This is a genomic window from Parasegetibacter sp. NRK P23 (assembly GCF_023721715.1).
In the GTDB taxonomy this organism is placed as follows: Bacteria; Bacteroidota; Bacteroidia; order Chitinophagales; family Chitinophagaceae; genus Parasegetibacter.
The window spans coordinates 2772006-2790445 of the sequence record NZ_JAMDLG010000001.1 but is presented as its reverse complement, the minus strand read 5'-3'; the positions used below and the strand labels follow the sequence as shown (position 1 = coordinate 2790445).

Sequence of the window (18440 nt, the reverse complement as noted above, 5' to 3'; positions counted from 1 at the left end):
AAAGAATTAAGGTTGTAACGGGAGAAAGGTACATAATTTAGCACAACTATCTGTAACTTCCGGCCGTTGAAAAAGCATAAAATAAAGGTATACTTTGGACGGTTCAGAAGGACCCGTACGGGAAAATTCTTCCTTTTCCTCGTATTGCCCCTGGTCGTGCTGTTTTTTCTGCTGAATGCCTTGTTCCCGCTCCCCGCGCTGAAAGACCATTCTGTCATTATCCGCGACCATAAAGGGCAGTTGGCGCACGCCTTTCTGACCCACGATGAAAAATGGCGGATGTATGCGGAGGCCGATGAAATTTCTCCTTTGCTCAGGAAGACGCTGATCGAAAAAGAGGACCATTATTTCTATTATCATTTTGGCGTGAACCCCATTGCGGCTGGAAGGGCTTTTTTCCAGAACCTGTTTTCCGGTCGAAGGGTGTCCGGCGCTTCCACGATTACCATGCAGGTGGCCAAAATGCTCGACCGTTCTCCCCGCACCTGGGGAAATAAATTCAAGGAAGTGTTCCGTGCCTTACAGCTGGAATGGAAATATTCAAAACAGGAAATTTTCCAGCTGTATTGCAACCTGTTGCCTTATGGCGGAAACATTGAAGGTATAAAAGCCGCTTCGCTGTTGTACCTGGGCAAAGACCCGGATCATCTTTCCCTCGCGGAGATCGTAACCTTGTCTATTATCCCCAACAGACCATCAGCCTGGCGGATCGGGGTACACAACGAAGCGTTGTTTTCCGCCCGCAACCACTGGTTAAAAAAACTGTCTTCCTCCGGTATTTTCACGGAAAAGGAAATCAACGACGCGCTTTCGGAGCCATTGGAAGCATGGCGGAGGCCGGTTCCCCGGCAGATACCGCACCTGGCCCGCAGGCTTTCGGCTTCTGGAAGCGATGTTCATACGGCTATTGAGATGAACCGCCAGCTCCAGGTGGAGCAACTGTTACAGGCTTATGTGAATGGCATTACGCACCGTGGCATCCGTAATGCCGCCGCGCTCGTGGTGGACAACCAAACCGGGAAAGTGATCGCTTATGTTGGCTCATCGGATTTCTGGAAGAATCCCGATGGCGGACAAGTAGATGGCATTACCGCTATAAGGCAACCGGGCAGTACCCTGAAGCCCTTTCTGTACGCGCTTTGCATCGACGAAGGATTGTATACGCCCAAATCGGTGATGCACGATGTGCCCGTTTTTTACGATGGGTATGCTCCCGAAAATTATGACCGGCGTTTCAATGGTGAAGTTACTTTGGAATATGCCCTGGAACACTCACTCAATATCCCCGCGGTAAAAGCAATGGCCGCATTGGGAAAGGACAGGTTTATCGATGAACTTACCCGTGCCGGATTCGCTGCGGTGGCGCGGAAACGGAAGGCGCTTGGTTTGTCTGTGGCGCTCGGCGGATGCGGGGCAACGTTGGAAGAACTGACCGCGCTTTTTGCCGCGATAGCACGCGAAGGGGTGTATCGACCGCTCCGGTACCGTGAAAAAGACGAAGCCGGTAAGGGGAAAAAACTGGTAAGTCCGGCTGCGGCATTTATGATCACGGAAACTTTATCCAAAGTGAACCGCCCGGATTTTCCCTTGCATTGGAGCAGCACGGAACACATGCCGCGCATCGCCTGGAAAACCGGAACATCTTATGGCCGGAGAGACGCGTGGAGCATTGGCTTCAATAAAAAGTATACGGTAGGCGTGTGGGTAGGGAATTTTTCAGGAGTCTCCGCGCCCGACCTGAGCGGTGCTGATATCGCCACGCCATTGTTATTCAGAATCTTTAACGCCATTGATTACAACGGGCAAACAGACTGGTATGCGCCAACGCCGGATTGCGAGCTCAGAACGGTGTGTGCCGAAACTGGGCTTCCGCCTTCCGCACATTGCACACAACTGGTTTCAGATTATTTTATTCCGCTGATTTCACCCGCTACTACCTGCGATAACCGCCGGGAGTACCATGTTTCCGCGGATGAAAAAATCAGCTATTGCGTTTATTGCACGCCCGCCGCGGGCTACAAAAAAAAGATGTATCGCGTGATGCCGCCTTCGCTACAGGCATATTATAATGAACGAAGGATCGCTTACGATCATATTCCGCCGCATAACCCTTCCTGTGAGAAACTATTCAAAGGAAGTGGTCCCGTAATTATTTCACCGCAGGGCGGGACCGTGTACTATACCTCTCCTGATGATCCCGATATGATCCGTCTTTCCTGCCAGACATCCAATGATGTATTGAAAGTATATTGGTACATCAACAATAAATTCTACCGAGCGGCCGCGGCTGGGGAAAAACTTTTTTTTAAAGCCGTTCCCGGGGAAACCGAAGTAGTGTGTACGGATGATAAAGGCCGGAGCAGTAAGGTCAGGATAAGTGTGGAGCATTACTGAACCTTTCGCTCCGGAACACTTTTCGTTGCTCCTGAATTATTTTTTCTTCCCGATTTCAAACCTGGCCAGCGGGGCCATACGCGCTTTGTTCAGCGAAAGTTTACCATCTGCAATCGTGTAATTGTCTGCTGTTCGCAGTGCCTTCAATAATTCGTTCTCCGTATCCAGCGCATCGCAGGCCATCAGGGTGCCGATCATCTGGGAGAAGACTACGCGGTTGCCGGCTTTCAGTTCGTAGTTGCCACCGAAGCCGTTGCAACCGGCAAATCCCTGGACCCGGTTTTCCGATTTGTTGAGGAGGATATGTATCTCTTTTCCGTTGGGCTGTTGAGCGCTCACCGGTTTTCCCATCAGTTCCGTAAGCACCCAGTAGGTGTCTTCAATGGATGTTGCTGTCTGGGCGGTTTTAGTGGATGTACAACCCGCAAGTACAAAAAACATAGCGCAGGAGAACAGAATGGCTTTCATGTTATAAGTTTTAAATGATAAAAAGGAACACAACGAAGGTAGACATTACCCGCGATTGCCGTTAATCACAGGCATGATGCAACAGGTGCCGGAATGTATGTTTAAGAATTGTTAAGATAAAACCGGCGTTACAATTCTGCTGTTCATCGGGACTTTTTACACAGTAGAAATCCCTGGCTGTAATTTCAATTCATAATCTACAACACAATTTCCTCACTTAAAAATCAAACCATGGAAAGGAAACATTTTTTAAGGAACGGACTGGCTGCCTTAGGAATCACCGCCATTGCCCCGCTGGCCGCCGCCTGCCGGAAAGATACTTTAGATGGCACCGATACAGCTACCGGTACGGAAACAGGTTCGGGGTCAAATCCCACGTCCTGCACGGTGGCGCCAACAGAAACGGAGGGCCCTTTTCCCACTAAATCTCCTTCTTCCCTCGTGAGAACGGATATCACCGATGGCCGCACGGGTGTTCCCTTTACCATGAAGATCACCATTCAGAATACGAACGCCAATTGCGCGGCGCTGGCCAATGCTATCGTGGATGTATGGCATTGCGATAAAGATGGCTACTATTCGGAGTATGGTGGAACGAGCATGCAGTCGGCCAATTTTACCAGTGTTCATTTTTTACGTGGCCGCCAGGTGACCGACGCGAATGGCTTGGTAAGCTTCACCTCCATATTTCCGGGTTGGTACCAGGGACGCGCCACACATATTCATGTTCACATTTACAATGCCTCCGGTACTTCGCTGAAGATCACGCAGATCGCCTTTCCGGAAGGAAGTTCCAGCGCGGTTGCCACCGTAAATGGATCAGCGGGTGTGGCTTATGGCTATACGAAAGGCATGAGTGGCTATACATATAACGCTTCGGATAATGTTTTCAGTGACGATTCGGCAGGTGTGCAAGTGGCTGCGCTCACGGGAAGTGTTTCAGCGGGCTATACCCTTACGCATACCATAAAGGTGGCTGCTTAAGTATAAACTTACCATCATGAAAAACCGCATCATCCAATTGTGCTATAGAAAAGTGATAGACGCCACATCGGTAAGGCCCTGGGATAAACTGGTGTTCGAAGCCAGCTATACCGAGTTCAGGATGCAGGTTCAACTATTCGATCCGGAACGAAAGTACAGGCGCTTTGCTGATGTGTTGCGTCATGTGAGGGGAGCGGAACAATTACATTTCCTGGTAAGTTCCGCTGTTACAGGCTACTTGATTCAGTTGAATGATGTGGTGCCTGATGTGGTGAATGCGTTGGGTAAACACTTTCTCCGCTTTCAAAATTTTCGCTTCGAAATTATAAATTCTGATGTGCTGGATAGTACAAAGCACCAGGTGGCGGTTAATTTCTATTCCGAGCCATTGATCTGGCACGATACCATTGACGGGCAGTTGGTGGTATCCCGAGAAAAGACGGAAGACGATGGGGGATACGCGATAGAGCAGTTCCCGCTTCAGCCATTCCTGGCCATTCATTCCTTACAATATTCAACGCTTCAATATGGAAACGGGTGCAAAAATGTTTCTCTCTGAGCAGCGCGGTTGCAATGAGCTGAGTTGGTTCAGGAGTTATAATACCTTCAATTTTGGTGGTTACTTCAATCCATACAAAATACCTTTCGGTAATTTATATGTATTGAACGATGATACGCTGGCCGGAGGTAAGTCGCTGTTAATGCAGGTGGAAGAGCCTTCGGTGATCTTGCTGATTCCCGTGGTTGGCGCCGTTCAATATAAAGACGATTATGGCAATGATGCCTTTGTGGAAGCGGGCGCGTGTATGGTCGCAAGAATTGGTGGGGGAAAAAAGCTGGAACTCATCAATCCTTACGCTAACGAACTTATTAATTTTATACAAATTTGGTTCAGGGTTTCAACCACTGAGTCATTTGGAAATATACAAACATTCTTATTTAACCTGGATGCGCATCCCAATGTAATGTTGCCTTTGTTTTCAGCAGATGAATCCAGTGTTGCTAAGCCTTTCATCGGTAAGTTTGATGGGCGTGTTGAAGGGGAAATGTGCGTATCGGAAGGAATGAATGGGTTCTTTGTATTCGTTATAGAAGGCGCATTTGAGGTGGAAGGCAGATTACTGCATGCCCGCGATGGCCTGGCTTTATGGAACCTTCAAAAAATTGAATGGGAGGCACTCTCCGGCGGTGCTATTTTGATGGTTTTGCAAATTCCGCGGGGTTAGAGTTGTTCTATTTCATTTGATGAAAGTCCGGTTGAAGCGGCGATGACATCAACAGGGAAGCCTTGTGCTTTCAGTGCTTTTGCTACCGTAAGTTTCCCTTCCATAAACCCCTCCAACTTCCCTTCGTCAAAAGCTGTGTCGATAACACCTTTAAGGTCACGGTAAATTTTCAGGCTATTCTGGTACCTGCTGAGGTCCGTTTCATCCATCTTTGCGATCTCAGCTTTTTCAAATGCTTTTTTGAAAACATCGTCTTTAAAAATGGAAGGGATGTTTTGAAAGTCTTCAAGGTGTTTGATAAAATACAGCCATTTATCCAGACGGGTTTTTAACTCCTCCTCTTTCAGGCTGAAATTGGGCATTTCCAGGTAGATATAAGTCAGCTTATCATAAAAGGTTTTCCCATTCTGATTTTTGAGCTGAATGGTGTGCACCACTTCACTTTTTTCTGGTTCGGTTTCATAATCGTCAAAAGTGAAATCCAGTATTCCAACACAATAAACCGCTTTCAGGTTATAGTTCCATTCTCCGCGCTCACCTTGTTCCCTAATCGGAAAGGTGGAATAATAAATAGTTCTTTCTTTAAAATAATTCTGTTTGGCCTTCTGCAATTCAACAATGAATTTCTCCCCGCGGTCATTCTCGCAATAAATATCATAAATCGCTTTTCTGTCTGCTTCCGTTTGGCCAAGTTGCTCCGCGTTTTTGAACGAAAGATCAACGATCTGGCTTTTTTGAGGCAATAGCGCGTTCAGGAAGTCGAGCAAAAGAGGTTTGCTCGCTTCTTCTCCGAATATTTTTTTGAATCCGAAGTCTGTGAATGGGTTTATATATTTAGCCTTCATAACTCCTGCGAATTTAAGTCTTTTTCGGAAGATGGTATCATTGTGACTTCGGTGTTTTCACCGTATTTACAGCTGTTTAATAACCGTTCTGTTACCGGAACATTATTAAATCGTGATGTAAAGAATACCATATCGTTACCTGTTTCAGAAGTGGCATTTAACATTTTATTGGCGCCTAGCTTTGTGGCATCAATCAAAATTTTATGCGTGCTGCTGTAACCGTGCGCAAAGTGGTTCCCGCTTTGTGCGCCCTGCTTTTTATTGCTTTCTCCGCGCTTCGTTCCGTTGAACCTGGCCCCAAGGTGACTTATAAATTTATCATCGGAAAAAGTGTTGTTCAGGCTAAAAATTATTACCTCCTTACCCTCCTGGCGAATCTTCCCGAAGCAAGAAACTTATTGGTTAAAGATGCCGTTTTCCGGCAGCTTACACAGCAGCGTTTTGATACGCTGGCTGCAGCGCTTCAGCATTGCGGGCGCGATGGTACCTGTTATGTTCAACGCATGAAGTTTGATTCCTCAGCTATAAAACTTGTAAGTGATCGGATCCGGGCTTTGTATGCGCCCGGTAATGCGTTGGATAAGCTTGTGAAGGAGCACCTCCTGCCTTCCGGTACTTATATTCGTTTTAGCCAAGACGCTCCAGTTGAAATGCTGGTGAAAGCATGGGAGCAGGACGCGTATGGCGTGAATTGGTCCATCGGCGTATACGCGGGTGGTGATAAGCCCAATTATCCGCTGATTGATTCCATTGCTTTTAATACCTGGGATAAAAAAACGGGCGCCCGCTATAATGCCGGGTATACCTCACTTTTATACAATACCGTCTCTCTTGTAGTTGCCCAGCGGGATGAGCTTGATTTGTTTTTTGAAGCTCCGCTGGCTTTTTCACTCCGTTTTATTGAAATGAATGAACGGGAGCAGGCGGCTGATTTTGAACCGATGGAAAAAGGAGAGAACGCTGCCGCGGTAAAAAAGGTAACCACGGTGCGTTGGGAGCAATACAACTACTCGGTTATCCTTGTACCTGGAGCCGGCCCTGATGATCCCGCCGTTCCACTCAGCGCGGAGGGCATGTTGCGCTGCCGGCTGGCCGCAAGGTTGTACGCAAAAGGATACGCACCGTTTATTATGCCTTCCGGCGGAAGGGTACATCCCTATAAAACAAAATATTGCGAGGCTACGGAAATGAAGAAATACCTGGTTGAGAAACTTGGGGTGCCTTCCGATGCCGTGATTATTGAACCGCACGCGCGGCATACTACCACGAATATGCGCAATGCGGCCAGGCTGATGTACAGGTATGGTTTTCCGTTCGATAATGTCGCGCTTACCTGCACCACGCGGGGGCAAAGTAGTATGATTGAAAGAACGCTGCCGGAGCGGTGTATGCGTGAGCTGAAAGCCGTTCCGTATAAAACCGGAAAGCGTTTAAGCGAAACGGAGCTGGAGTTCTATCCTTTGATGGCGGCGCTGCACATCAATCCTTCCGAACCAATGGATCCCTGAATTTAAAATGATCTTCAGATGAAAATACTGTCTGCTTTTTTATTGGTAACCTCACTGCTTTGCATCGACCATAAGGAGCCGAAAGGCTTTATTACGCATTCTTTTTCGGTTGATTCACTCGGGGCCTGTCAGGGAATTTCTATACAAGGGAACCGTGTTTTTCTTTACGGCGACCGGGAAATCGGCATGATCCGCGAGTTCCGTGTAATGGGAGATAGCCTGGAACGTGTTGGGAAAGAGCTGAAACTTACCCTGAACGATACGGATGTGATCAATCATCCAACGGGACTGGCGGATCATGATGATATGCCGGTATTCATAGGGAATAGTATCCGGCTGAACAAAGAAGGTACGCTCTGGCGGGCGGTGATTTACCATGTTAACTGGGATGGGTTACAAAAAACCGGTACGCTCGACGGTAATCTTTTGAATATTATAGAAGACGATGCCTGCATTCAAGGCACCAGGCCGGAATATGTTCCTTACCGCAACAAATGGTATGTGGCTACGGCGGATTATGGGAATAAAGGAAATGAAGTAAGACTTTACGATCCTGAATTACTCCGTAGAGCGCGTTCCACCAAAGAGAAAGGAGTATTGTACAAAAAGTTCACATGCCCCGCATGGGTGCAGAACCTTCATTGGATTCCGGGGAAAAACAAGCTTGTACTCATTCAGAACCAGATCGAGGGCAAAAGATGGAGACTGAGTTTTGTAGACCTGGCTTCCTCCATAGAAAAAGGAACCGCGCAGATAACGGGTGTGGTGGAAACTGATCGCGCGGATGAACTAGAAGGCTTCGCGTTCATTAACGCGGAAAATGGTTTCGCGGTTACTTCTTCCAGGAAAAACAATGTGAGTAAAATGCGGCTCACTGATTATTGATAAACAAAAAATACAAATAAAACATGCAAGAAATGCTACCTGTAAAAATGCTGAAGCGTACTTCCCTCTGTGCAGGGGCACTGCTTACCGGCACGTTCCTGCTGTGCCGGCCCGTAACGGTAATGGCTGGCGCGGAACACACTTCGGTTGTTGTTCAGGCCCTGGTGAAAGTGTCGGGTAAAGTAACCGATGAAAAAGGTAATCCGCTTCCCGGTGTGAGCGTTGCCGTTAAAAATGGTTCTAACGTTGTGGTGACTGATAGCGAGGGCCACTTTGTGATCAATGTGGAAGAAGGCGCGGTACTAGTGCTGAGTTCCGCTGGCTTTTCTCCTAAAGAAGTGAAAGTGTCCGGAAGTGATACTTTAAACATTGTATTGAAGGAAGATATTCAGGCGCTGGATGAGGTGGTGTCTATCGGGTACCAGAAACTGCGTAAGTCAGATTTAACGGGAGCGGTTTCCAGTGTTAAAGCGAATGAGTTGAACCTTTCCACGCCAACGCTTAGTCAGGCACTGGTGGGTAAAGTGGCGGGCGTGCAGGTATCGCAGGTGAGCGGCGCTCCAAATGCGGGTGCGAAGATTCGTGTTCGGGGCATCGGTTCTATCAATGCGAGTTCTGAACCATTGTATGTGATTGACGGATACGCTGTAGGAGGAAACCAGAGCGCGGGTCCTGGCAATGGCGGTACTGGAACAGGCGGGTTTAACCCGAATACCAATGGCAACGATATCTTCATCAATCCTGATGATATTGAGTCGATAGAAGTATTGAAGGATGCGGCTTCCGCGGCCATTTACGGTTCACGCGCCGCTGCCGGCGTGGTGCTGATTACCACCAAAAGGGGCAAGTTGGGCAAAGGAAGATTGGAATACCATTATCAACTGGGAGTTCATCAATTGGCGAAAAAGGTTGAATTGATGAATGGCGCTGAATTCGCGCAGATGTTCATTGATGGAAGGAACGGCAACTACAAGAATACGCTCATCGCTAATGGTGTTACCTGGAACGATGCGTTTTATTCCGATGACAACGCTACGCGTATCGCCAAAGGCGGCGGCAATTCCAGCACGATCCTGAAGTCCATTTACGATTTCGCCAACCAGAAAATGATTCAGCCGGAATTCAATACCGACTGGCAGGACGCATTGTACAGGAGTGCGCTGGTGCAAAGGCACAATCTTTCTTTTTCAGGTGGAAAGGATGGGGTAAGGTATGCACTGAGTGGCGGTTACCAGGACCAGCCCGGTATCATTACGGCCACTTTTCAGAAAAGGATCAATTTCCGCGCGAATGTGGATGCCGAAGTAAATAAGAAATTGTCGGTAGGTGCCAGCATGGCGTTCACCAATACCGATGGCCGTGAAGTGCAGGAAGGCCGCTTTAACCAGGGACCGATATTGGGCGCCCTGGTGATGATGCCGATTTTCCCGGTATACAATACCGACGGCTCTTTGCAACTCGGCAGGGCCTCTGAAAGGACGGATGGTTACCAGTACGCTTTCCAGACTATCGAAAACCCCGTGGCGCTCGCCCAGAAAGTAAATATCACACGCAAAGGAATCCGCGGCACCTATAACGGGAACGCGGTATACAAGATCCTTCCTGATTTGTCTGCCAAGGTGAACCTCGGCTTACAGACTTACAATGAAAAGTATGAGTACTTTTATCCCACCACTTTAAGCAGTGGGGTGAATCCTCCCGGTTCAGCCGCCGCGATCGCCGCGGCGAGGGCTTCTGCCCAAACCATCAATACCCTGGACAGGCTCGCTGAATTCACACTGAATTATCAGAAGCAATTTGGTAAACACCATATCAATGCGCTGGCCGGCTATTCCGCACAGGAAACCACCAGTGATATCGTAAGCGTGGAAGCCAGGAACTTCAGCAACGACCTGGTGCCGGAGATCACGGCCCAGGGCGCGGCAGCCGGCAGTTTCCTGTTACAGGACAATACCGGTAAAGCCGTGACCACACTGGTATCTTATTTCTCCAGGGTGATGTATAATTTCGATGACCGCTACTTCGCTTCCGCTTCCATCCGTGCCGACGGCTCTTCCAGGTTCGGTCCGCAGAACAGGTTTGGTACCTTCCCTTCTGTTTCCGGAGGATGGAATATCTCAAACGAATCTTTCTACAACAACTGGCTGGGCGCGGGTTCAACCCTGAAGTTGCGTGCAAGCTGGGGGTTGAGCGGCAACAATAATATCGGGAACTACCGTTATGAGCAGCTTCTTGCGCAGCCAGGAGGTACCGTGATCGGCGAGAATATTCTCACCGCGATCTGGGCGCAGGGCATCACGGATGATAAACTTGGCTGGGAATCTACTTCCCAGTACAATATCGGCACAGATGTTACTTTGCTGAATGGCAGGATCGGCGCGATCTTCAACTACTATGTGGGCCGTTCCTTCAACCTGCTCTATGGAAAAAGCGTGTCCGCGATCAGTGGGGCCAGAACGGTGCTGACCAACCTGAAAAATTCCGACATCCGCAACCACGGTTTCGACCTGCAGGTGGATGCGAAGGTGATCCGTAAAAAAGATTTCTCTTTCAACTTCAGCGGCAACATCACCGCCAACCGGAACGAAGTAAAAAGCCTGGATGGCGCCAGCGCTCTGTATAATGCCGGTGCGGAACGTTCTTACACCACACACGTAACGCGTGAAGGCAACAGTATCGGTATGTTCTATGGTTTCCGTGTGGCGGGGATGGTCCGCGAAAGCGATATGGCCAACATCGCCGCCGATGATGCCGTTTACAGGGCCAACAACAACGCTTTCCCCAAAGGCTATGTACTGAAAGGACCGGCACGTTCCAATGCTTCCAGCACGCCGCTCGCTCCCGGTGATCTTTATTTCGTGGATGTGAACGGTGATGGTGTGGTAACGGATGCGGATAAAGATGTGATCGGTTCTCCCTATCCGGATTTTACCTACGGCTTTAACCTTAGTTTCAATTATAAACATTTCGACCTGAGTGCGTCTTTTAACGGATCGCACGGCAACGAGGTGCTGGACGGACAGGATTATTATATCCGCAACATGGAAGGATCGGGTAACCAGTATAAAGTGCTTGTAAACAGGTACAGGAGTGAGGCTGAACCCGGCAACGGTCATGATTACAGGGCTTCAAGGGGTGGAACGCAGAGCAACAGCACCAGGTTGTCTGATTACTACCTGCAGGATGGAACTTATTTCCGTTGCACCAATATCACCATCGGCTTTAATATGCCGGTGCGGCAGGGACTGAAAAAAGCCGGCCTGAGCAGCGTTCGTATTTACGGTGGCATTGATAACGCGTTCACCATTACCAATTACCTGGGTTATAATCCTGAAGTGGATTACAACAACGGAAGTAACCTTACGCCCGGCGTGGACTATGGTAAATACCCACTGGTACGGGCTTTCAATTGTGGTGTTCGTATGGCTTTTTAATCACTAATAAATTTCAGCAAATGAAAAATAAATTCATTCCGGTGGTGGCGGTGATCTTTATAACAGGGATCACTTCCTGCAAGAAATCATTCATGGAACAAAGTTCCCCCAACTCTGTAAACATTGAGCAGGGCATGAACACGGAGGCGGATGTGGCCCTGGCGGTGAATGGCGCTTACGAGGCATTGAGAAGTTCCAACTGCATCGGGGAAGAAGCTATACTTTGGACAGATGACCGTTCAGATGACTACAACAGTACGGATAATCAGTCGAACAGTGGCGACCCCTTCCAGTTTACCGCATTCGCGCTGGCGCCCATCAATCCTTATCTCTACAACCACTGGGTGGCATTGTACAACCCGATTGTGCGGGCAAACGTGGTGCTTTCCCAGATTGATAAGATTTCGTTCGCCAACGAGTCCACCAAAACCCAGTATATCGCCGAGATGAAGTTCATCCGTGCAGTGATGTATTTTATGCTGGTTCGTGAGTTTGGAGATGTGCCGGTAGTAACAGAAAGACTTACCAATCCGGAACAGGTGGAAGCACTTACCTATCGCCGCAAGCGGGAAGAAGTGTATGCGCAGATATTCACCGACCTGAAAGATGTTACAGAAAGTAACCTGCCTGTGATTCAGCCCGCATCGGGAAAAGGGCGCGCATCACTTCAGGCCGCGAACGCCATGCTGGGCAAAGCTTACCTTACCGCCGCCGCATCAGGTGTAGACGCGGCGAATGCCACGGCTAACCTGAACAATGCGAAGAATTACCTGATGGCGTGTTACAATCAGAAGACATTCGCGAAACTGTCGGATATCCCTTTCGCCGATGTTTTTGATGTTGCGAAAGAAGCTACCAATCCAGAGATCATTTGGCAGATATCCTATAAGCAAGGTGATCCTACCTATTCTTCCGCGATCGCGCGCAACAACCAGGCTACTGGTGAGAACACGAACTCGTTGTTTGTTTCTACGGGAACCGGTCGCGCACCAACACTCGACCTGGTGAAGGAATTTGAAGCAAATGATATTCGGAAGAATTTTACTTTCAAATATGCCGCGCATCCTTCTGTTCAGAATAATTACATTACCAAATTCAGAGACGCAAGTGCGGCCGCCAGCAACCTCGGAAGAGGCGGTAATGATTGGATACTGATGCGTTATGCAGATGTGGTTCTTTGTCTGGCCGAGGTATCCATGCTTCTGAACGATGAAGCAAATGCCATTGTGTACCTTGATATGGTTCGTTCACGAGCGGGCCTGCCGGGTTATACCGCTATGCAGGGCGATGCCGGATATAAAGCTAAGTTCCCTACACTGAAACTGGCCATCCTTCATGAACGCAGGATGGAGTTGGCTTTTGAGCACCACCGCTGGCACGACCTGGTTCGTTTTTTCACCCCTGAACAACTGGTGGCCTACTTTAAACAGAAGAGCCAGGCGGATTATAACAATTCACCATTGAGCAATATCGGAACCAAGGATTATTACTTCCCGATTCCACTCGACGAAAACAAACTTGATCCGGAGAAAATGTACCAGAATCCCGGTTATGAGTAAGGAGAACAGTTAATTAAAATAAAAACCCCGGCGCACATCGGGGTTTTTATTTTCTGATCGTGAGGTGAATATTTATTTCAATGCTTCCCACCAGGCATTTTCCCGGATACTGTCACCGGGAAATAGTGGTTCTCCGATCAATGGCGTAACAATAGGTAAACCTAGTTGCCTGCTTTTAGTGGTGACCCTCACAATCGGATCATCCCAGGCGTGGTTACCAAGTTGAAACTTACTCCAGTGCACAGGGAACAGTACTTTGGCTTTAAGGTCAAGTGCTGCCTGCGCTACTTCTTCGGGCATCATGTGGATGTATTTCCAGCTTTTATCGTATTGCCCGCACTCCAGAATGGCGATATCGAATGGTCCAAATTGTTTTCCGATGGCATGAAAGTGGGTATCGAATCCGCTATCGCCGCCCATGTAAATTTTTTGAGTGGGAGTTTTCAGCGCAAATGAAACCCATAACGCACCGTTCCTTTTGAATCCCCTGCCGGAGAAATGCCTTGCGGGCAATAGCGTTACTTCAAATCCGGGGTCCAGTGGGACCGTAGTGCTCCAGTCTTCTTCGATGATCTTTTCCGGATCATAGCCCCAGTATTCAAGGTGTGCTGCGGTGCCTAGTCCGGTGATTACTTTGTTTACTTTATTTTTTAATGCCAGTATGGTTTTGTAATCGAGGTGGTCATAGTGGTCGTGGGTAATGAAAAGGTAGTCGATGGCAGGAATATCCTCCGCGGAATAGATGTCGGCGCCTTTAAAACTTTTTGTAGTAAAGCTAAGTGGCGATGCGTTGCCGCTGAATACAGGATCAACCAGTATTTTCTTACCGTCTATCTGCATAAAATAGGAGGAATGTCCGAACCAGATGATCGTGTTTTGCTGTGGCGGAAGTGTATGAAGGTTCGTTTTTACGGATGGCAAACTGTCTTTGGGGGTGCCATTGTTTTTTCTCTCAAAAAGAAACTCCTTTAGTACGGCGAAATAACTTGCGCCTTCGGTAAGCGCCGGAGTATGGCTGATGTTCTGAAATGCGCCATCCTTATAATTGGGCGATTTTTTTATCCTTTCCAATCTTGCGCCTTCGGGTGCCTTTCCGAAAACCGGTTGTTGCATAAAAAAGTAACCGGCGATAAAGAGGCCTACGACAATTGCTAAGCACCAAACTAACATGCGTTTAAGTATTTTAATTGTTTTTTTCATTTTCCTGTGCTGATCATATCCCATAGAAGATGTACGGTCTCTTCAATCAGGGCTTGTTGTTTTTTCCTGGATAGGTTGGTTTGGATGAGGTATTTATATAATCCGAAAAGCTGGCTCATCACGATGGTGATCATAAAGTCAACATCCATAGGTTTAAGAATCTTTTCCTTAATACCTTTTTTCAGCAGGTCAAGTGCTGGTTTCCCTTGTTCCTGAATTTCAGCGGTCGGCACCATTTTCAGGAATGGGGAGTGGTGGAATTGTTCTATAAACTGAAATTCATTCCTGTGTTTCAGTCCCCATTCAATAGAAGCGGTGAAAATCCCCATTACTTTTTCTTTCAGCCCGATGTCCTTTTCAAGAAAGGGTGCTGAGCAGGTGCCCATTTCCTGTTTGATACTGATGTAAAGAGCTATCACCAATTCATCTTTTGTTTTGAAATAGTGGAATAAGGTGCCGTGGGCCACGCCGGCTTCTTTCGCGATACTGCTTGTTGGGGTACCGTGGAATCCATTTTCCACGAAGAGCTTCAGGGCGGCTGCGAGCAACTCTTTTCTTTTATCGGATATGTTTGATTGAGTAATCACTCAGTAAAACTAGTTTAAAAACTTGAACTATTTATTTATTTGGATGAACGGTTATAGAATGAGGTTGATTTAGCTCTATAGAATGATCTCTTCAACTACTTTATGGAACCTTTGAATGAAATTGGGTTGATGGTAACCGTGCAGGTGGCAGTTTTACCTGTTGCGCGGCGTTAGTCGCGAAACGGGTAAAACGGGTAAAACGGGTAAAACGGGTAAAACGGGTAAAACGGGTAAAACGGGTAAAACGGGTAAAACGGGTAAAAAAAATTCTCTCTTATTTAAAATTCATCGTAATATTGCGATATGGGAATTACGAAAACAGATCTCTTCACCAAAAAGCAAAATGAAATCGCCTCCATGGCCAAGGCCCTGGGGCATCCCGCACGTATCGCTATCCTCCAGTACCTCGTGAGAAAAAATGCCTGCGTTTGCGGTGATCTGGTGGATGAACTCGGACTCGCACAAGCCACAACTTCCCAGCACCTCAAAGAACTGAAAAACGCGGGGCTGATCCAGGGAACAATTGAAGGCGTAAGCGTTTGCTATTGCATCAACCCCAAAGTATGGAACGAATACCGGGAACTGTTTAGCAGTTTCTTTGCTGATGTAACACTGAACGGCAATTGCTGCTGATTTTTTTTAATTCTAATTATCGCAATATTGCAATAATACAATAAAACAAAAACCATGTCACACGACACTACCAAAGAAATGGTGCGGCAAAAATATACCGAGATCGCCGCACAGGATAAAGACACCAATGCGGCTTCCTGCTGCGGTGCCGGCGGCTGCTCCACCGAAGTATACAATATTATGAGCGACGATTATGCTGCTATTGAAGGGTATCATCCAGATGCGGATCTTGGGTTAGGTTGCGGACTCCCAACACAGTTTGCGGGAATCAAACCCGGGGATACCGTGATCGACCTGGGGAGCGGTGCAGGCAACGATTGCTTCGTTGCCCGGCATGAAACAGGAGAGAACGGTAAAGTAATTGGTATCGATTTTACGCCTGCCATGATAGAACGCGCAAGAGCAAACGCGGAAACCCGCGGCTTCAATAATGTGGAATTCCGTCAGGGCGATATTGAAAACATGCCGGTTACTTCAAATGTAGCTGACGTGGTGGTGAGCAACTGCGTGCTGAACCTTGTACCCAATAAGGATGGTGTTTTCAAGGAAGTTTTTCGTGTACTGAAAGCTGGCGGTCATTTTAGCATTTCCGATATCGTGTTGGAAGGAGCATTGCCCGCTGAAATCCGGGAAGCTGCTGAAATGTATGCGGGATGTGTTTCCGGTGCTATTCAGAAGTCTGAATATTTGCAGTTGATAGAGAACAATGGTTTCACCGGTATCAAAATTCAGAAAGAAAAAAAGATCACCATTCCTGATGATATTCTTTCTGGTTACCTCACGCCGGAACAACTTCATACTTTCAAAAATTCCCAAACCGGTATTTTCAGTATCACTGTTTACGCACAAAAGCCCGCCGAAGCACCATGTTGCGCACCCGGCTGCTGTAATTAATAAACCAACAAAACATGAAAAGGATTTTAGTATTGTGTACCGGTAACAGTTGCCGGAGCCAGATCGCCGAAGGGTATCTCCGTTATTTTGCGAATGGAAGGGCTGAAGTTTACAGCGCCGGCGTGGAAACACATGGCGTGAATTCACGTGCCATCGCCACGATGAAGGAAGATGGGATCGATATCTCCGGACATACGTCTAATAATATGGAGGAATACCGCGAAATGGATTTCGATTTCGTGATAACCGTGTGCGATAACGCACGTGAACGTTGTCCTTACTTTCCTTCTTCCGCGCAGAAGTTTCATTACAATTTCCCCGATCCGGCCAAAGCCACGGGCACGGAAGAAGAAATCATGGCGCAGTTTCGTGCGGTAAGAGCAATGATCAAAACGTACAGTAAAGATTTTATTGAGCAAAACCTGAACTGATGGCTGCAACTTCCACCTGTGCGCCCGCGCACGAACGCAGGCGCCTTTCTTTTCTTGACCGTTACCTTACGCTCTGGATATTCCTGGCCATGGCCGCAGGGGTCGCATTGGGCAATTGGTGGCCGGAAGTCCCGGAAATGATTCAGGCTGCATCTTCGGGAACCACGAATATTCCCCTCGCTATCGGGCTGATCCTGATGATGTTCCCGCCATTGGCCAAAGTTCGGTATGAACAGATTGGTAAAGTCTTTCGCAATACCAAAGTATTAGGCGCTTCACTTTTACTCAACTGGGTAATTGGTCCGATACTGATGTTCGTGCTTTCCATCCTGTTTCTCCACGATTATCCGGAGTACATGGTGGGACTTATCCTGATCGGACTTGCGCGCTGTATCGCGATGGTGATCGTATGGAACGAACTCGCTGATGGTAACCGCGAATACGCCGCAGGACTGGTGGCGCTGAACAGCATTTTCCAGGTATTGCTTTACAGTGTTTACGCGTATGTATTTATAACCGTTTTACCACCTTTACTTGGTTATACAGGGATCGATGTGCAAATCACGATGAAAGAAATCGCGGAGAGCGTGGGTATATACCTCGGTATTCCTTTCCTGGCAGGAATTGTTACCCGTTATTCTCTACTGAAATGGAAAGGGGAGGAATGGTATAAGAACAGGTTTATTCCCATGGTCTCCCCCATCACATTAGTGGCGCTTCTTTTCACCATCGTGGTCATGTTCAGTCTGAAGGGAGCGCTTATCATTCAGATTCCTTTGGATGTATTCCGAATTGCTGTGCCGCTGGTCATTTATTTTGCCATTATGTTCCTTGTGAGTTTTCTGCTTGGCAAAAGGCTTGGTGCTGATTATGGACAGAATGCCGCCATCTCCTTTACGGCTGCCGGTAATAATTTCGAATTGGCGATCGCGGTGGCCATCGGTGTATTCGGAATCAATTCCGGGCAGGCTTTCGCCGGAGTGATAGGCCCGCTCGTGGAAGTGCCTGCTTTGATCGCATTGGTAAATGTAGCCTTCTGGTTGAGAAAGAAATGCTATCGCAGTTGATTTCATGATGGCCCAGGAACTTTTCTTAATCGTTTATACCTGATTTAAATGATTAAGATATGTATTCTAAGATTGTATATGAGCGTTTTTCAAATTCGCTTTCATTCATTCAATAAGCGTTTACTTTTTATGATCAATCATTGATTTCTGAAAAGCAAACTAAATTCGTTACTGAAAGCTGGAACGGAAAAAGGAGAGATTGTATCAACTTATACTCCCTCTCCTTTTTTTAAATGAACTTCACTAAGGTGCTCCGCAACATCATTCCGTATCAACAAATCTTCGCATTCGATATGTGCGATGCAGCAACCGGCGCACCTTCGCG

Annotated in this window: 16 protein-coding genes; 12 read left to right on the top strand and 4 right to left on the bottom strand. The window is 47.6% G+C overall.

Features of this window, described 5'->3' with window-relative positions; translation table 11 throughout:
* Positions 1-66 precede the first annotated feature (66 nt).
* Positions 67-2394, top strand: a complete 2328-nt coding sequence (gene pbpC / locus M4J38_RS11450) for a penicillin-binding protein 1C (protein WP_251759735.1) — start codon at positions 67-69, stop codon at positions 2392-2394.
* A 36-nt stretch (positions 2395-2430) separates the two neighbouring features.
* Here pbpC and M4J38_RS11445 read toward each other — a convergent pair whose 3' ends face one another.
* Positions 2431-2862 carry an META domain-containing protein gene (locus tag M4J38_RS11445; RefSeq protein WP_251759734.1) on the bottom strand — a complete coding sequence of 144 codons (432 nt, stop codon included), beginning with the start codon at positions 2860-2862 and terminating at the stop codon, positions 2431-2433.
* A 231-nt stretch (positions 2863-3093) separates the two neighbouring features.
* Here M4J38_RS11445 and M4J38_RS11440 point away from each other — a divergent pair, with 231 nt between their 5' ends.
* From M4J38_RS11440 to M4J38_RS11430, 3 genes are read left to right on the top strand one after another with little or no spacing between them, the layout of a single operon-like run.
* Complete coding sequence (locus M4J38_RS11440) at positions 3094-3846, top strand: intradiol ring-cleavage dioxygenase (protein WP_251759733.1); 753 nt, start codon at positions 3094-3096, stop codon at positions 3844-3846.
* A gap of 16 nt (positions 3847-3862) precedes the next feature.
* The gene (locus M4J38_RS11435) at positions 3863-4405 is read left to right on the top strand and encodes a hypothetical protein (protein ID WP_251759732.1); all 543 of its coding nucleotides are present in this window, start codon (positions 3863-3865) and stop codon (positions 4403-4405) included.
* The gene (locus M4J38_RS11430) at positions 4392-5072 is read left to right on the top strand and encodes a hypothetical protein (protein WP_251759731.1); all 681 of its coding nucleotides are present in this window, start codon (positions 4392-4394) and stop codon (positions 5070-5072) included. Before M4J38_RS11435 ends, M4J38_RS11430 begins: the two co-directional genes overlap by 14 nt.
* Here M4J38_RS11430 and M4J38_RS11425 read toward each other — a convergent pair.
* On the bottom strand, positions 5069-5917 hold the full coding sequence (locus M4J38_RS11425) for an Rpn family recombination-promoting nuclease/putative transposase (protein ID WP_251759730.1): 849 nt from the start codon (positions 5915-5917) through the stop codon (positions 5069-5071). The genes M4J38_RS11430 and M4J38_RS11425 overlap by 4 nt on opposite strands.
* Positions 5918-6120: 203 nt before the next feature.
* Here M4J38_RS11425 and M4J38_RS11420 point away from each other — a divergent pair, with 203 nt between their 5' ends.
* The 4 genes from M4J38_RS11420 to M4J38_RS11405 are packed head-to-tail and all read left to right on the top strand — an operon-like array spanning position 6121 to position 13303.
* Positions 6121-7425: a YdcF family protein gene (locus M4J38_RS11420; RefSeq protein ID WP_251759729.1), complete on the top strand. Its 1305-nt coding sequence runs from the start codon at positions 6121-6123 to the stop codon at positions 7423-7425.
* Positions 7426-7443: 18 nt separating this feature from the next.
* Positions 7444-8310 carry a hypothetical protein gene (locus M4J38_RS11415; RefSeq protein WP_251759728.1) on the top strand — a complete coding sequence of 289 codons (867 nt, stop codon included), beginning with the start codon at positions 7444-7446 and terminating at the stop codon, positions 8308-8310.
* A gap of 32 nt (positions 8311-8342) precedes the next feature.
* Complete coding sequence (locus tag M4J38_RS11410) at positions 8343-11744, top strand: TonB-dependent receptor (protein ID WP_251759727.1); 3402 nt, start codon at positions 8343-8345, stop codon at positions 11742-11744.
* 20 nt (positions 11745-11764) lie between these two features.
* A complete protein-coding gene (locus M4J38_RS11405; protein ID WP_251759726.1) occupies positions 11765-13303 on the top strand; it encodes a RagB/SusD family nutrient uptake outer membrane protein in 1539 nt (512 codons plus the stop codon).
* A gap of 72 nt (positions 13304-13375) precedes the next feature.
* Here M4J38_RS11405 and M4J38_RS11400 read toward each other — a convergent pair whose 3' ends face one another.
* Together M4J38_RS11400 and M4J38_RS11395 are read right to left on the bottom strand one after the other, a co-directional pair.
* On the bottom strand, positions 13376-14416 hold the full coding sequence (locus tag M4J38_RS11400) for an MBL fold metallo-hydrolase (RefSeq protein ID WP_251759725.1): 1041 nt from the start codon (positions 14414-14416) through the stop codon (positions 13376-13378).
* Between the two features lie 83 nt (positions 14417-14499).
* Positions 14500-15090: a TetR/AcrR family transcriptional regulator gene (locus tag M4J38_RS11395; protein WP_251759724.1), complete on the bottom strand. Its 591-nt coding sequence runs from the start codon at positions 15088-15090 to the stop codon at positions 14500-14502.
* A gap of 303 nt (positions 15091-15393) precedes the next feature.
* On the opposite strand from M4J38_RS11395, the gene M4J38_RS11390 reads away from it, so the two are divergent.
* From M4J38_RS11390 to arsB, 4 genes are read left to right on the top strand one after another with little or no spacing between them, the layout of a single operon-like run.
* Entirely contained in the window at positions 15394-15723 is a 330-nt protein-coding gene (locus tag M4J38_RS11390) for a helix-turn-helix transcriptional regulator (protein WP_251759723.1), read from the top strand.
* A gap of 54 nt (positions 15724-15777) precedes the next feature.
* The gene (locus M4J38_RS11385; RefSeq protein WP_251759722.1) at positions 15778-16617 is read left to right on the top strand and encodes an arsenite methyltransferase; all 840 of its coding nucleotides are present in this window, start codon (positions 15778-15780) and stop codon (positions 16615-16617) included.
* 14 nt (positions 16618-16631) lie between these two features.
* Entirely contained in the window at positions 16632-17048 is a 417-nt protein-coding gene (locus M4J38_RS11380; RefSeq protein WP_251759720.1) for an arsenate reductase ArsC, read from the top strand.
* On the top strand, positions 17048-18115 hold the full coding sequence (gene arsB, locus M4J38_RS11375) for an ACR3 family arsenite efflux transporter (protein ID WP_251759719.1): 1068 nt from the start codon (positions 17048-17050) through the stop codon (positions 18113-18115). Before M4J38_RS11380 ends, arsB begins: the two co-directional genes overlap by 1 nt.
* Positions 18116-18440: the final 325 nt, after the last annotated feature.